Origin of the sequence: Pseudolysobacter antarcticus, from assembly GCF_004168365.1 — a bacterium.
In the GTDB taxonomy this organism is placed as follows: domain Bacteria; phylum Pseudomonadota; class Gammaproteobacteria; order Xanthomonadales; family Rhodanobacteraceae; genus Pseudolysobacter; species Pseudolysobacter antarcticus.
Genome location: NZ_CP035704.1, coordinates 2,076,298 through 2,091,903, shown reverse-complemented (window position 1 = coordinate 2,091,903; position 15,606 = coordinate 2,076,298). Strand labels below are relative to the sequence as shown.

Here is a 15,606-nt window from a genome sequence, read left to right as displayed (position 1 = left end):
CACGGAGTTGACCAAACGACTATTCGGCAGGCGGCGCCGATGGCTCGGTCGGAGTCGGAGTCGGAGCCGCATCTGCAGCCGCATCTGCAGCCGCGTCCGTTTCCTCTTCCGGCAATACGTCCACGCGCTCCACCGCGACCAGTTTTTCGTCATCGCCCAGTCGGATCAAGGTCACGCCCTGGGTGTTGCGTCCCACCTGCGAAATTTCCGATGCGCGTGTGCGCACGAGCGTGCCGCGATCCGAGATCAACATCAGTTCGTGCTGCTCGGTAAGCTGCACCGCGCCGACCAGCGTGCCGTTGCGCTCCGAGCACTGGATCGCAATCACACCTTGCGTGCCGCGTCCCTTGCGCGGGTAGGCATCCAGCGACGTGCGTTTGCCGAAACCATTTTGCGTCGCGGTTAGAATATCGCCCACGCCATCGCTGACGATCAGCGACACCACACGCGCATCGTCTGACAAACGAATACCCCGCACGCCGGTGGAATTTCGACCAGTCGAGCGTATCGTATCTTCCGCAAAACGCACGCCCTTGCCATTCGATGCGAACAACATCACATCGCGGCTGCCATCGGTGAGCTGCACATCGACCAGCGCATTGCCGTCATCGAGATTGATCGCGATCTTGCCGCGCTGCAGCTGGAACTTGAACTCCGATAACGGGGTTTTCTTGACCGTGCCATCGCGCGTCGCGAACAACACAAAACGGTCGCCGAGGAAGTCGCGCACCGGCAATACCGCCTGGACTTTTTCGTTCTCTTCGAGCGGCAGCAGATTGACGATCGGCCGCCCGCGCGAACCCGAACTCGCATCCGGAATCTTGTACACATTGAGCCAGAACACGCGTCCGCTGCTGGTGAAAGTGAGCAAGGTATCGTGGGTATTCACCACCCATAACCGCTCGACAAAATCTTCCTCTTTCATCGCCGTGGCCGAACGACCGCGACCGCCGCGGCGTTGTGCGCGATAACTCGTTACCGGCTGGCGTTTGGCATAACCCGCATGCGACAAGGTCACGACCACATCTTCCGATGCGATCAGATCGAGCATTTCCAAGTCTTCCTGGCTGTGCTGAATCACAGTGCGACGCGCGTCACCGAACTCATCGCGAATCGCCACCAGCTCGCCGCGAATCACCGCAAGCAGACGCTCTGGATTCGACAGGATCTCGATCAATGCCGCAATCGCCACCAACAATTCGCGATATTCGTCAGAAAGTTTTTCCTGCTCCAGCCCGGTCAGGCGGTTCAGGCGCATCTCCAGGATTTCCTTGGCCTGGACATCCGACAGCTGGTAACCGTCTTCCTGCAGGCCGGCTTCGGGCGCAAGATCTTCGGGCCGCGAAATCGACGTGCCGTTGGCCGACAACAACGCGCTGACCAGGCCCGGCTCCCAACGCCGCGCGAGCAACCGCTCTTTGGCGATCGCCGGATTCTGCGAAGTCTTGATCAGCTCGATCATCTCGTCGATGTTGGCCAGCGCGACGGTCAGGCCTTCGAGAATATGCGCACGCGCACGCGCCTTGCGCAGCTCGAAAATCGTGCGGCGCGTGACCACTTCACGACGATGGCGAATGAAGTATTCGAGAATTTCCTTGAGGTTCAACAGGCGCGGCTGGCCATCGACCAGCGCCACGACGTTGATGCCAAACGTGACCTGCATCTGGGTCTGCTGGAACAGGTTATTCAATAGCACATCGGCCAAGGTGTCTCGGCGCACTTCGATGACGATGCGCATACCGTCCTTGTCAGATTCGTCGCGGAGACCATCCGGCGAAATGCCTTCGATATTTTTTTCCTTGTGCAGCTCGGCGATCTTCTCGATCAAACGCGCCTTGTTCACTTGGTACGGCAACTCGCTGACGATGATCGTCTCGCGACCGTTGTCGTCGGTTTCGATTTCGGTCTTGGCGCGCACCAGAATACGACCGCGACCCGTGCGATAAGCCTCGTGGATTCCTGCAGCACCATTGATGATGCCAGCGGTCGGAAAATCCGGACCTGGCACGTATTGCATCAGCGCTTCGATATCGAGCTCAGGCTCGTCGATCAGCGCGATCGTCGCATTCACCACTTCGGTGAGGTTGTGCGGCGGAATATTCGTCGCCATGCCAACCGCAATACCGGCGGAGCCGTTGATCAACAGGTTCGGAATGCGCGTCGGGAAAACACTCGGCTCGGATTCTTTCTCGTCGTAGTTGGGGACGAAGTCGACCGTTTCCTTGTCGATATCAGCCAGCAATTCGGAGGACAGACGATCCAGTCGACACTCGGTATAACGCATCGCTGCGGCGGAATCGCCATCGACCGAACCGAAGTTGCCTTGGCCGTCGATCAGCGGGTAACGCATCGAAAAATCTTGCGCCATGCGCACCAGCGCATCGTAGATCGAGGCATCGCCGTGCGGATGGTATTTACCCATCACCTCGCCGACCACACGCGCGCACTTTACATACGGGCGATTCCACATATTGTTCGACTCGTACATGCCGAACAGCACGCGCCGATGAACCGGCTTCAGACCATCGCGCGCATCCGGCAACGCTCGTCCGACAATCACGCTCATCGCATACGCGAGATAACTTTGGCGCATCTCGTCTTCGATGTTGACGCGTATAACTTCCTTGGCGAGTTCTGCCATCAGAGGGTTCCTTTGCTAGCTGTCGTTTGAGCGCGTGTGAGCACGACTTTTGTGCTGCGGAATGCGCGGGCGTTAAGGCCCGAATTATAGCACGCCAGACACCCCGGAATCTCGCGGAAACCCTTGTTTTGGCGGCGAATAGCGATCACGCGATGCGGGCACTCCAAGGCGGTTGGGAAATTCGTCTGATGCGCCGTAGAATAGGCCTGAAACTGCACGCCCGAACGGCGTCGTAAATCGTTCGCAATCAACGCGAATTCAGCCGATTTTGCGCTCTGCTGTTGCGTGCTCGGCATCGCTTGGAGCGGATATGTCGGCAACCACAGGCGTGGCGCGAAACACCCAGTATTTCGAGCTCAGATAATTCACCAGCAACCCCGCGAAGGATCCGGCCAGAATCGCCACGACCGGAAACTCGTGGAAGAACGGAAAACGCAAACCAAGCGCGGCGTAGGTTCCGTAATTCAGCGCAAAACCGCCAACCATCGCGACCAGATAACGCCGTCGCAACCCGCTCTGGCTGGCATCGATCTGGTCGGCAAACGTGTAACGCCGATTGAAGTGATACGTGGTCACCACCGCGCACAAAAAAGCGATCAATCGCGATACGTAATAATTCATGCCGACGATGCGCAGCAACAGCAACGTGATGCCTGCGTCCACGACAAAACCCAGCGTGCCGGCAATGCCGAACAGCATGAAACGACGCAATCCGGCTTTCATGCGATTGGATTTCCGCAATGCCAGTACGACAAGTCAAAGCCAGTCATGCACGGCCTTTTGCGACAGCAACCGAGGTTTCTAGATCGGCTGAATTTTTATCCGCAAACATCGCGCGCATGCTTTGGTTATTCGGGCCGTGGATGATACCGCGTTCGGTGACGATGGCATCGATCAGCGCCGCTGGCGTGACATCGAACACCGGGTTCCATGCCTCGCCGCCTTCGACCACGCTGCGTTGCCCAGCGGTATGCAGCAGCTCGGTGCTATCGCGCAATTCGATGTCGATGGCGTCCCCGTCGGTGGTGTCCATATCGACCGTGGACGACGGCGCTACGACCATGAACTTGATACCGTGATAGCGCGCGGCAATCGCCAGTTGATACGTGCCGATCTTGTTGGCGGTGTCGCCGTTCGCAGCGATGCGATCGGCACCAACAATCACCCATTGCACGGCACCGGTTTTCATGAGGTGCGACGCGGCAGAATCAGCGATCAATTTTGCCGGAATGCCATCGCGCACAAGTTCCCACATCGTCAATCGTGCGCCTTGCTGCCACGGCCGCGTCTCGCCCGCATATACCTGCGTGATCTTGCCAGCGGCCACACCGGCACGGATCACGCCGAGCGCGGTGCCGAAACCGGCGGTGGCGAGTGAGCCGGTATTGCAGTGCGTGAGCACGCCGCAATGTTGCGGCAGCAGACTCGCACCAAGCTCACCCATGTGCCGATTCGCCGCGAGATCCTCGTTCTGGATGGCCGCAGCCTCGCCAGTGAGCGCGCTCAACGGATCACTGCTATTAACCAATGCGGCGCGCATGCGACGCAACGCCCAGGCCAGATTGACCGCAGTCGGGCGCGTCGCATTCAATTGCACCAAAACGGGTTCGAGACCTGTCGCATCTATCGCAACGCTGTTAGCGCGCAATGCCTGAGCGGCGAGCACCACGCCCCATGCCGCAGCGATGCCGATCGCTGGCGCGCCACGCACGGCGAGATCCTTGATCGCTCGCGCGACGTCATCCGCGTTGCGGCAGTCGATGAATATTTCCTGCATCGGCAGCAGACGCTGATCGAGCAAGCGCAAATGATTTTCGCGCCAATGCACGGCGCGGATGCTGTCGTGGCGGGCCGGATCGCTCATGCCGGATTCCTGTGGATCGGGCGCGCCAGTTTACCCGAGTTGCCGTACAAACTCATTTTGCGAACCCGACGATACGACATATTGACGAGGTTCTCTTGCGCCAGTATTTCGCGCTTTCAATAATATGCGCGAGGCCGCGTATTTCGATCGAGATAAGCATCAGCTCCGGTAAACTCGAATCAGCATTTCGTTAATGACCGCTTTCGACCACGACCGGAGACTCATCAACGTCAGGTATCAGATGACCATTCGCGTGGAACCTACTTGTTCACCTCGCAACTACTCATGCTTGTAGGCACCGAGGTTCGCCACCGCCGTTCGAGCTCACATCGAGCACAACAACATCGAGGACTTAGGATAGGATGCGATAGTCCCAATTGGTTACGAAGGGCAAATCGTGCGACATGTATTCATCCTGATTCTTTTGCTTGCATCGGCCACACACGTTGTGGCTTCCATGGGCCGCATCACCGACAGCGCAACCGGCGAACCGATCGCTGGAGCGACCGTCTACGCCATCTGGAATTACCACCCGATTTCGATTCCGCGACTTTCAATTCCGCTACCAATCGAAGGAACGCATGCTGCGAGCAGCTTGTGCGGAGGCAGTGTCGTCGCGACCACCGACGCCCTCGGTTATTACGATTTTGATCGGACGATATCGATGAAAGTTCGCCTTCATGAAGCGCACCAATGGGTCATTGCCGACGGTTACTACAACGATTGGCAGGGCCCTGAGCTCGAAGATAAGCATGATTTTGCGCAACTGCTCTCGCAGCTACGATGGGATCCTTTGCACAAACAACAAGACAACTGGTCCAAGAAGCTGACTCCACTAGGCAATGCGTCCATTGATGTAAAACTCCTCACATTGCTAACGGCGATGCAAAGTGCGGTCTGGTGCACCCCACCCACCGAAAGCAACGAGGCGAACCTGAAAAAATTCCAGCGCGCCGGTCTGCACGCCATCAATGCAGCCATCTGCGAAGCCACCACTTTGGAACAAACGCCTCGGTCAGACGTATACAAGCTCGCTTTCACGTTCTTTATGGGAAAAGATCCGCGCGTTCGTCTCCTGCAAGATCCGTCGGTGCAGCCTTTAATACCGCGAAGGCAACGCTCGCCCGTTCCCCAAAGCCTGATGGAAACAACGTGTAATCTAACGAAAGTAAAGAATGATGATTGAACTATCGATCTTCAACGCCAATGCTCTGCGGTTCTGCGTAAAATTGGCTATAGAGTCCATCTCATGATGATTTCAGCTATCCCCTTGCTTGCCCTCGCCGCGGTTCTTGCCCAGGCCTCCGGCCATTCGGCGGAGACATACCATGTCTTTGAACTCGCGGCCCCCGCGGAACCAGGGCTGTATCGCCTTCGTCCATCCGAAGAAATGCTTCAGCTGTGGAGTTCAGAAGAACTGCAGGCGCTGCTGATATTCGATGCGGAAGGCGCTCCGTTGTTTTGCGAATCTATACGATCCCTGGCTCTTTCCAGCATCAGGAAAACATACAAGCTGCAAGGAAAGTGGTTAGATGACGAAACCGCATGGAGTCTGCCGTCGGAGGATGGCTTTGCATTCAACTCGATCTGGCGCTTCGATGTTCCAACGACCTCAGAGAACGAATTTCCTTTGGCATTGCGTTTCAATTGGCGTTCCACGCTCAACAATCCCGGCGACTTACAACTCGTAACGGGAAATAGTGAAGCCAGGATCGGTCCACGGCTACGCACCAGCCTGTTAGATGGACAAAGAAACATCACCGAAGGCCACGTTTATTTGTACGTCGGACAAAATCCGCCGGCGGCATGGCCACCGATTTCGGAATTGCGTTTTTCCATCACGCCCGACGAGATGGCACTGGATTCTCCGATACTGGAAACCGCCATGCGCCGACCTTGGGTGCACGAACTTGCCTGGGATAAACCTGGTTGGTACATATTCCATGCGAACGGGAAGACGCCGTATCGCGTGCAGATCGGGCGCACTCAAAACTGCCAAGGGCTCGCCGAAGATCGCGCGCTGAACATCGAAGATCCGAATTGGCCAGCCGAGGTCACCGTCACGCGGCAAATTATCAATGCACCGCGATTGGGCAAGTAACTCCGCGTTCGCTCAACGCCATTTCGACTTTGAAGCACGACACTGTGTGGACTCAAGCTGATCATGGCCCTTAGTTTACCCATGCCGATGTTCCAGCACATTGATTGCCAACGAGCACCCTCTGAATCAATAGACTGCGCGCGCAATACCCGATTTTGCCCGTGTTCACCGCCGCAAGTTAGCATGAACGCTTGAATCTCATTGAGTCAGGACGCCTTTCATGCCACGCGCAAAATCCGTCAGCAGCTCGACTCAGACCATCGCACGTCGCGCTACGCCCGCCACCGCGACAACACGCGACAAGGCATTCCGCGCGTTGCTGCGACGCAAGTGTCTGCGCGCGGCGGGTATCGGCGCGCTGACCAGCGTCACCGATATCGTGCCCGGCGTTTCGCGCGTGCTCGGATTGCTATTCGGCGAATTGCTCGACGTCAAGTTGTTGTCGAACGTGCAACGCGAACTGATCGAGGAAACGTTGAGTCTGTACGCCGTCGCCTTGCCCGCGGCCGAACATCAGGCCCTGATCAAACGCATGCAGTGGGCCGGCGGCGGTGGCGCCACCGCGGTGGATGCGATGGGCCGGCGCGCGCTGAGCAAACTGAGTACGCGACTCGGTGGTGGCATTGCGCGCCGGCTCGCACCGTTTGCCGCCGCGCTTTCATCGGCACTGAGCAACGCGGCCATCACTTATGCGATCGGCAAACGCGCGCAACTTGCAGCTCGCTCTAACGGCACTGCACTTCACAGCATGCCGGAAACATTACGCGCTTTGACCGGCGTCGATGAGCGCCGCATCCTCGCGTGGTCGCTGCATGCCCTCAAAGAATTGATCAATCCATTGCGCTATGTGATCGGCCGGCGCAAGGACAAAGCGGCAAGGAAATCTGCAGTCGACATTGATGCCGCAACCAATCCGGCAATTGGCAATAGTGGAAAGGTGGCCAAGCCGGTCGCGACACGCAAACGCTAGCACGGTGGCGTTGTCGACCATGAAAAGATATCGTTCACATTGACTTTGGTATTGTCGGTCGCATCGCGAAACTGTCGCGAGACATGACTTGATGTCCCATCCACTGGAGAGTCGCACCATGAGCAAGAGTCAGGAAACCAGAGCTTCCGAGAAAAATTCGGCGCATGATTTTTCCAGCGCCGTAAGTGACCTCGGCAGCGTTACCGGGCACGCTGCGAGCGAAGTGAAGGATGCCTTGCACGAGGCGGCGACGCATATCGGCGGCGCGGCTAAAGATGCGGCCAGCGCGGTTGCAGCCAATCTCGATCCCGATGCGATGAAAGCGGCGTTGGTCAAATACACACGCGAACATCCGCTGATCGTGGTCGGCGCCGCGTTCGCCGCCGGCATCTTGGTATCGCGCGCGTTGCGCTGAGCGAAATCAACCGCGTGCAATCCACGGACGATACGCCGCCATCCGATGCGGCGGCCTTTGCGCAGCACAACACTTCTGCCGACCGCGCAGACGTAGGCGTGCTGTTGCAAAGTGTTGTCGACACAACCAGCGCCATCTTGGCGCTGGCGCGCGCCGAGGCGCGACTGGCTTATCGGAGCGCACTGCATGCGGCACTTTGGGCGGCGGCCGTTTTCCTGCTCGCACTTACCGCGTGGTGGCTGCTGTGCACGATTGCTGTCGTCGGCGCACATGCATTCGGGCTGTCATGGTTTTGGTCGCTGTGTTTGCTGCTGCTAGTGCATGCGGCCGCGATTTTTTTCAGCGCGCGTTATGTGCATGCGCTGTTCACCGGCACTGGTTTTCCGCAAACGCGTGCGCAACTCGACGCTATCAAGAACGCGTTGAATCCCGAGCCGCCTTCGACTTAGTCGCGCCAATGTTGGCCTGCGGGCTAACCAGACCGACAAAAGCTCTGCTAGGCTGAACCATCTGCGTTTGGCGCAGATAGTCATTTGGTCGGGGGATGTCGTTGGTGAAAAACACGAATTGCGAATCGACAATCGACGCGCTCGGATCGACAGCATTTGAAGCCGTCGCAATCGAAGTTGCGCACGCATTGAACGCGCGGTTCTACACCGACGATGAGTGGCTGCGGCACGAACAAAAATACGTCTTCGGTGCATGCTGGCAGCTCGCTGCGCATGCCAGTGATCTGCTCGCAGTCGGTGATCACGTAGTCTGCGATATCGCGGGAAAATCCGTGCTGATCGTGCGTGATGAAAATGGCGAGCTGCGCGCGTTTCACAACGTCTGCCGCCACCGCGCCGGGCCGCTCGCCTTGTGCAACGGTAAGAATGCGAAAGCGTTGCACTGCAAATATCACGGCTGGACATACGGCCTCGACGGCCAATTGCGCTCCGCCCCGGAAATGCACGAGGCACAGGATTTTGTTGTCGCCGATATTCGCCTGAATCAAGTCCGCGTGCATGAATGGCAAGGGTTGGTCTTCGTCGCGCTGAGCGAGCACGCGCCCGATTTCGTCGAAGTATTTTCCGGCATCGCCGAGCGCATTCATCCGCTCGATCTCGGCACGCTGCAATTTGCGCGACGCGTGAGTTACGACATGGATTGCAACTGGAAAGTCTATGTCGACAATTTCCTCGAAGGTTATCATCTGCCGCATGTGCATCCGAGCCTGAATCGCATGCTCGACTACCGCGCGTATACGACGGAACTCTCGACCTGGCATTCGCTGCAATATTCGCCGTTGCGCAATCCCGATGGCATCTACGCCGATGGCGATGCGTTTTATTATTTTCTCTACCCGAACATCATGCTCAACATCATGCCGGGACGCATGCAGACCAATCGCGTGATCGCGCTCGGCACGGATCGCTGCCGCGTCGAATTCGATTATTACTACGCGCCGGTCGATGACATGCAGAATCGTGCGCAGAAGGATCTGCAGTTCAGCGATGAGGTTCAGCACGAAGATATCGCGATCTGCGAAGCCGTGCAGCGCGGCTTGTCATCCGGCAGTTACGCCGCCGGACGGCTTTGTCCGAAACGCGAATCGGGCGTCTGGCATTTTCAGAATCTGCTGCGTGGCGCATATCGCAACGGCCTCTCGAACGTATGAGTCCGATCGCAAAATTCTTCGCATGCGACAGCTCGAATAGTTGCCGCCCACGCCGCTCCGCAATCAGCACTCAGCCATAACCAGCATGGCAACGATCAGCAAACCTCGCTTGCTCGGATTCTGGATGTGCGTGGCGCTGGTCGTAGGCAACATGATCGGCTCCGGCATTTTTCTGCTGCCGGCATCGCTTGCGCCCTACGGCCTCAACAGTCTGGTGGCGTGGCTGCTGACCGCCACCGGCGCCATGGTGATGGCCGCGGTATTCGCCGCGCTGGTGCGCGCTTTCCCGAGCGCAGACGGCCCGTATGCCTACACCCGCATGGCGTTCGGCGATCTCACCGCGTTTATCGTCGCGTGGGGTTACTGGATTTCGATCTGGGTCGGCAACGCCGCCATTGCCACCGGCGCAATTGCCTATCTCAGCCTTCCGCTGCCGTGGGTCGCCGCCACGCCACAGACTTCGGCCATGCTTACCATTGGCATGATCTGGCTGCTCACCGGCGTGAATGTCTACGGCGCGCGCACTGCCGGCAAAGTGCAGATCGTTACCACCGTGATGAAATTGTTGCCGCTGCTGAGCATCGCCGCACTCGGAATTTATCTGTTCATGAGCGGCAGCCCGCGGCTCGATAATTCCAGCAGCATGAACACGCATTTCAGTCTGGATGGCATTACCGCCGCAGCCACCCTCACGTTGTGGGGATTGCTCGGACTGGAATCGGCGACCATTCCCGCCGGCAAGGTACACGATCCCGCGCGCACTATCCCACGTGCGACCCTCATCGGCACCGCACTCACTGCGCTGATCTATGTGATCACGTGCTCGGTGGTTTTGTTGCTGATTCCCGCCGATGTGCTGAAGGACTCAAACGCGCCGTTCGCCGAAGTCGCGCGCATGTTCTGGGGCGATGCGATAGCGCAATGGTTTGCCGTGTTCGCAGCGATCAGTGCGTTCGGCGCACTCAACGGCTGGATTTTGCTGCAGGGTGAACTGCCTCTGCAGATGGCAAAAAACGGACTCTTCCCCAAGTTTTTTGCGAAGGAATCGGCACGCGGTACGCCGGTCAATGCGCTGTGCATCAGCAGCGGCCTCGCGACGATTCTGGTGCTGATGAATGCCGACAAATCGATGGTCGAAATCTTCAGCTTCATGATCCTGCTTTCCACCACCGCGACCTTGGTAATGTATCTGCTATGCGCACTCGCAACGTTGAAGCTGTTGCGCAGCGGCGAACTTGCGGCCTCGGGAAAATACGTCGTTTGGCTGGCAATCGCAGGTGTGCTCGGCGCTGTTTACGCACTCTGGACCATCGTCGGCGCCGGCATCATCACCGATGCAAAAACATGTGGCACAGAGTCGATCTGCTGGGCGCCGTGGTACGCCAATCCGGTGTACATGGGCGCGGCGCTATTAGCGCTCGGCGTGCCGGTTTATTTTTTGATGCGGCGACGTAACAAAACGATATCCGCCAATAGTTCTGATTCTCACGTTTAGTATTGAAATCCCGGCTGCTGACCAGCACGACTACTTCGTCCTGTGTAAATCGTTTCCCCATCCGCCAAAGCACGACGAAGAACGTCACGCATTGAGGCAAGATGAGTTCACGCCTTTGTTGATATAGCAAAGGAAAATGTCGACTACGTGATAACTATCGCCGTAATCATCCAGCGATGATGTGCCTTGACCGGGTCGCTGGCTCAAGCGATTGAAGTCCTTGGGTGTTCATGCGACACCTTGGCATGGATGCGCGAAACTTTGCATGCTATTTAGACGAATAAATTGGGGATGGAGGCGAATATGTTCACATTTATACAGTGGCTGGCTCGTAACTGCAGCTCGCTGTTTGTGCTTTGTGCAGGCATGGCCTTGGGTGTACTTATATGTATTCCTTTGCTTCCGCACGGGTGGAGTTTGCCAGACGCTTCTGCAAACCTTCTTGGCGGAATTCTCGGAGCTGTTGGTTCTGTGGGAGGCGCATTTTGCTTGATCCAATATCAAGAACAGAGAAAGAATGCGCTCGCTCTGATATCGATACAGACATCGTGCCTGGAGCTTGCTAGCGCCTGTGTTATGGCGTTCGCTGGCCTCAAAAACTCCCAACCTGAAGTCATTCGTTCTGGCTTGGAGATATCCATTGAACTCATCGATCGCTTCATCGTCAGAACAGGGCGATATGAAGATTCCCTTTGTTTGCTGTCGCACCGTGAGCGTCAAGCACACTCCCTACTCGAACACTTGTTGTACATGTACAAAAAACAGGCAGATGACTTTATTCCTATCCTGAAAGACGCCACTAAGAAGGAGCCTGTACCGACACAACTTAGTCATAATGAGATGAGGTCGAAGATCAACACTCATTGCAAGAATATGCAAAATACTATTCGATTGATGCATTCCAAATTCGCTGTCCTTGTTCCAAAGATTGCTAACTCTGACACTTGGCCTGCGGATGCAAGGGAGGCGTAGTGAATTTAATTGCGAAGGCATTCATAGCGCCCGCCACTTCGCGAGATGCATTTTGTCGGCTCGCGGCTTGCCGCTCATACCAGCGAGGCGCCGCGATTGTCGTCGTCGAGGATGGATTGTGTCAGGCGACTAGCCGCGCGTAGCACCAGCTTTGGGGCGTCCGTTTCAGCCCTGTAGGTTTTCAGCGCGCGATCCACAAACAGCTTCGGAACGCAACTACGCGCCCTGTCTATTGCAGTCCGCCTAGCTGGACATCTACGACGTCAAAAAAACAGTGATGTCGCAGCTGCACCAAGGTCACGAGAATCTATGCCAAAGTGATGCCCGCACTGCTCATCAAGGTGACACTGCGCGTAAGTAACTCGGCGGCTGTGGCGCAAAGGTTGAGCCAACAAAGTAGGAATTGCGGAGCGCGGGCTATATTGCGGAGCGAAACAAGATGTGCCAAACACACCTGAAAAGACTGCCCGAGGCCGGAATCGAACCGGCATGACCTGTTTAGGGCCGACGGATTTTAAGTCCGTTGCGTCTACCAATTTCGCCACTCGGGCGCGAGAAAAGGATGGAGGCCAGGGCCGGAATCGAACCGGCATACGCGGCTTTGCAGGCCGCTACATCACCATTCTGCCACCTGGCCGTACTGTGCGACGCAAAACCGCTGCGCGTCTCACCAAAACTCTACACGATCCTGACACCGCACAACCCGGCGTATGTTGAACCAGCAACGCTGCCTGTTCAAGCGGAATCATCCAGATTCGCGTCGCGCTTCTCCGTGCGCAGATCACGTCACCGACAATTTGCTCCGCTTGAAAAACCAAACCCTCGGATGGCCGAGGGTTTGGATGTAAAACTGGAGCGGGAAACGAGACTCGAACTCGCGACCCCGACCTTGGCAAGGTCGTGCTCTACCAACTGAGCTATTCCCGCGGGGAGTGCGCATTCTACGTATGGAGCTGCGGCTGTCAACCTCTGTGGTGAAAATTTATTTGTTTGCGATGCTTTTTTCGCACACGAATACGCGCTTAGATGCATTCATCGCAGCCGCGAAATGTGTCGCCAGCGCTGGTTAAACGCTCAGTGTCCGTCGCGCAGCGCGGGCCACGCCGCGCGCAGATAAACGAGTGCTGACCAGATCGTCAGCGCAGCGGCGAGCACGAGTAAAGTTTCGCCGACATGGAATAGGCGCAAGCCTTCCAGATCATGTTGATACAACAGCACTTCGAGCGCGATGATCTGCATCAGGGTCTTGATCTTGCCGAGCGTGGCAACGTTGACGTGCGCTTTCTGCCCGATCTCGGCCATCCATTCGCGCAACGCCGAAATGGTGATTTCGCGACCGACGATAATCGCGCTGGTGACGGCCATCAGCGGCGTCGGATTTTCTTGCACGAGCAAAAACAGCGTCACCGCGACCATGAGCTTGTCCGCCACCGGATCGAGAAACGCACCGAACGCGGAGGTAAGGTTGTAGCGACGCGCGATATAGCCGTCCAACCAATCGGTGAGTGCGGCGGCGAGGAACACAAACGCGGCGGCGATGTTCGCGCCGCGAAATCCCATGTAGAAAACGATCACCATCACCGGCAATAACAGGATGCGAAAAAACGTGAGGATTGTGGGCAGAGTCAGCGGCAGCATGGGTCGATAATCATCCGTGGAACAAGGCGTAAATACGTTCGGCGAGTTCACGGCTGATGCCCTTCACCTTGGCCAATTCTTCCACACCCGCGGCGGCAATGCCCGTCAATCCACCAAAATGCTTGAGCATGGCGGAACGACGCTTGGCACCGACGCCTTCGATTTCTTCAAGGCGACTGGTTTCGCGGGTTTTCTGACGGCGCTGGCGATGCCCGGTGATCGCGAACCGATGCGCTTCGTCGCGCACGTTCTGTACCAGGTGCATCGCGGCGGAATCCGGACCCGGCCAGAGAGTCTTGCCACTCGCGCCGAGGATCAGCGTTTCGTGCCCGGCGCGGCGCTCCTCGCCCTTGGCCACGCCGACGATCATCACGCCTTCGACGCCGAGATCGCTCAGCACATCGCAAGCCTGCTTGACCTGGCCCTTGCCGCCGTCAATGAGCAGGATATCCGGCAGCACACCCTCGCCCGCCTGCAGGCGCTTGTAGCGGCGCTCTAGCGCCTGGTGCATGGCGGCGTAATCATCACCCGGCGTGATGCCGCTAATGTTGAAACGGCGGTATTGCGATTTCTCCGCGCCCTCCGGCCCAAACACGACACACGATGCGACGGTCGCCTCGCCCATCGTGTGACTGATGTCGAAACACTCGAGCCGCTGCGGCGTTTCGTCGAGCCCGAGCAATTCGCGCAATGCTTCAAAACGTTCGCGCATGGTCTGGTTGCTGGCGACGTGCGCAGCCAGTGCGGCGTCGGCATTTTTCTGCGCGAGTTCGAGAAAACGCGCACGTTCGGCACGTACGCTAGATTTGATTTCGACGACATGCGCCGAGTTCTCGGTCAACACTTCGGCCAGCAGCGCGGCATCGTCGAACGCGTGGCTGACGATCAGCTCATGCGGCACCGGCTTGTCGAGATAATATTGCGGGATGAAACTCGCGAGCACATCACCCGCGCTGGCATCCATCGGCAGGCGCGGAAAAAACGCGCGCGAGCCGAGACTGGTGCCGCTGCGAAAATACAGCACAGTGACACACGCCACGCCGGAGACAATCGCACACGCCAGCACATCCATATCGGCGCTCGCACCCTGCACGTAATGTCGCGCCTGCAGCTGCTTGAGCAAACCGACCTGATCGCGCAAACGCGCGGCGCGCTCGAACTCGAGTTCGCTGCTGGCCTGCTCCATCGCCTTGCTGAGTTCCTCGGTGACGACGGTGCTTTTGCCTTCGAGAAACATCGAGGCATAACGCACGCTGGCCTGATAATCGACCGGCTCGATCAACGCCACGCACGGCGCACTGCAACGCTTGATCTGGTATTGCAGGCAGGGCCGCGAACGGTTGCGAAAATAGCTGTCCTCGCATTGCCGCACCTGGAAAATCTTCTGCATCAAATTCAGGCTTTCGCGCACCGCGTACGTGCTCGGATACGGCCCGAAATAGCGGCCTTTGCCACTGCGCGCGCCACGATGAAAACCCATGCGCGGGTAATCCTCGCCGGCCGAAAGATAGATGTACGGAAAACTTTTATCGTCGCGCAGCAGGATGTTGTAGCGCGGTTTCAGCGACTTGATCAGCTGGCTTTCGAGCAGCAGCGCCTCACCTTCGGTGCGAGTGAGCGTGACTTCCGCATGCGCGATCTGCACCACCATCGCAGCGATGCGCGGCTCCATGCGTGGCTTGAGAAAATAACTGCCGACACGCTTTTTGAGGTTGCCGGCCTTGCCGACATAAAGCAGGTCGCCAGCCCCATCGAAATAGCGATACACGCCCGGCGAGGCCGCCAGCGTGCGCACAAATTCCTTGCCATCGAAAGCATCGCGAACACGTTCGATCATGACGATTTTTTCG

13 protein-coding genes and 3 tRNA genes are annotated in these 15,606 nt (G+C 57.4%); 8 read left to right on the top strand and 8 right to left on the bottom strand.

Translation table 11 applies throughout. The features are described from left to right. Nucleotides 1-19: 19 nt before the first annotated feature. The 3 genes from gyrA to mtnA form a co-directional block, all read right to left on the bottom strand. Nucleotides 20-2,641: a DNA gyrase subunit A gene (gene gyrA, locus ELE36_RS08870; RefSeq protein ID WP_129832726.1), complete on the bottom strand. Its 2,622-nt coding sequence runs from the start codon at nt 2,639-2,641 to the stop codon at nt 20-22. 258 nt (nt 2,642-2,899) lie between these two features. Further along, entirely contained in the window at nt 2,900-3,364 is a 465-nt protein-coding gene (locus ELE36_RS08865; RefSeq protein WP_129832725.1) for a GtrA family protein, read from the bottom strand. Nucleotides 3,365-3,407: 43 nt separating this feature from the next. Beyond that, nucleotides 3,408-4,505 (bottom strand): S-methyl-5-thioribose-1-phosphate isomerase, encoded by a 1,098-nt coding sequence (mtnA, locus tag ELE36_RS08860; protein WP_129832724.1) that lies wholly within the window; start codon nt 4,503-4,505, stop codon nt 3,408-3,410. A gap of 457 nt (nt 4,506-4,962) precedes the next feature. On the opposite strand from mtnA, the gene ELE36_RS08855 reads away from it, so the two are divergent. The 8 genes from ELE36_RS08855 (at nt 4,963) to ELE36_RS08820 (ending at nt 12,118) form a co-directional block, all read left to right on the top strand. Then, nucleotides 4,963-5,691, top strand: a complete 729-nt coding sequence (locus ELE36_RS08855; RefSeq protein ID WP_129832723.1) for a peptidase associated/transthyretin-like domain-containing protein — start codon at nt 4,963-4,965, stop codon at nt 5,689-5,691. A 63-nt stretch (nt 5,692-5,754) separates the two neighbouring features. Beyond that, a complete protein-coding gene (locus ELE36_RS08850; protein WP_129832722.1) occupies nt 5,755-6,606 on the top strand; it encodes a hypothetical protein in 852 nt (283 codons plus the stop codon). Nucleotides 6,607-6,826: 220 nt separating this feature from the next. Then, a complete protein-coding gene (locus ELE36_RS08845) occupies nt 6,827-7,576 on the top strand; it encodes a hypothetical protein (RefSeq protein WP_129832721.1) in 750 nt (249 codons plus the stop codon). 118 nt (nt 7,577-7,694) lie between these two features. Continuing rightward, nucleotides 7,695-7,991, top strand: a complete 297-nt coding sequence (locus tag ELE36_RS08840; protein ID WP_129832720.1) for a hypothetical protein — start codon at nt 7,695-7,697, stop codon at nt 7,989-7,991. A 14-nt stretch (nt 7,992-8,005) separates the two neighbouring features. Further along, complete coding sequence (locus tag ELE36_RS08835) at nt 8,006-8,440, top strand: hypothetical protein (RefSeq protein ID WP_129832719.1); 435 nt, start codon at nt 8,006-8,008, stop codon at nt 8,438-8,440. A 104-nt stretch (nt 8,441-8,544) separates the two neighbouring features. Beyond that, entirely contained in the window at nt 8,545-9,651 is a 1,107-nt protein-coding gene (locus ELE36_RS08830; protein ID WP_242512399.1) for an aromatic ring-hydroxylating oxygenase subunit alpha, read from the top strand. Nucleotides 9,652-9,736: 85 nt separating this feature from the next. Continuing rightward, nucleotides 9,737-11,146 (top strand): APC family permease, encoded by a 1,410-nt coding sequence (locus tag ELE36_RS08825; RefSeq protein WP_129832717.1) that lies wholly within the window; start codon nt 9,737-9,739, stop codon nt 11,144-11,146. Nucleotides 11,147-11,449: 303 nt separating this feature from the next. Then, nucleotides 11,450-12,118 carry a hypothetical protein gene (locus ELE36_RS08820; RefSeq protein ID WP_129832716.1) on the top strand — a complete coding sequence of 223 codons (669 nt, stop codon included), beginning with the start codon at nt 11,450-11,452 and terminating at the stop codon, nt 12,116-12,118. 464 nt (nt 12,119-12,582) lie between these two features. On the opposite strand, the gene ELE36_RS08815 is transcribed toward ELE36_RS08820, so the two are convergent. The 5 genes from ELE36_RS08815 to uvrC form a co-directional block, all read right to left on the bottom strand. Next, nucleotides 12,583-12,669: transfer RNA gene (locus ELE36_RS08815), tRNA-Leu, on the bottom strand. Nucleotides 12,670-12,681: 12 nt separating this feature from the next. Further along, a tRNA-Cys gene (locus tag ELE36_RS08810) sits at nt 12,682-12,755 on the bottom strand. Between the two features lie 214 nt (nt 12,756-12,969). Beyond that, nucleotides 12,970-13,045, bottom strand: a tRNA-Gly gene (locus ELE36_RS08805). Nucleotides 13,046-13,192: 147 nt separating this feature from the next. Then, nucleotides 13,193-13,753 carry a CDP-diacylglycerol--glycerol-3-phosphate 3-phosphatidyltransferase gene (gene pgsA / locus ELE36_RS08800; RefSeq protein WP_129836753.1) on the bottom strand — a complete coding sequence of 187 codons (561 nt, stop codon included), beginning with the start codon at nt 13,751-13,753 and terminating at the stop codon, nt 13,193-13,195. A gap of 13 nt (nt 13,754-13,766) precedes the next feature. Continuing rightward, a complete protein-coding gene (gene uvrC, locus ELE36_RS08795) occupies nt 13,767-15,593 on the bottom strand; it encodes an excinuclease ABC subunit UvrC (protein WP_129832715.1) in 1,827 nt (608 codons plus the stop codon). Nucleotides 15,594-15,606 lie beyond the last annotated feature (13 nt).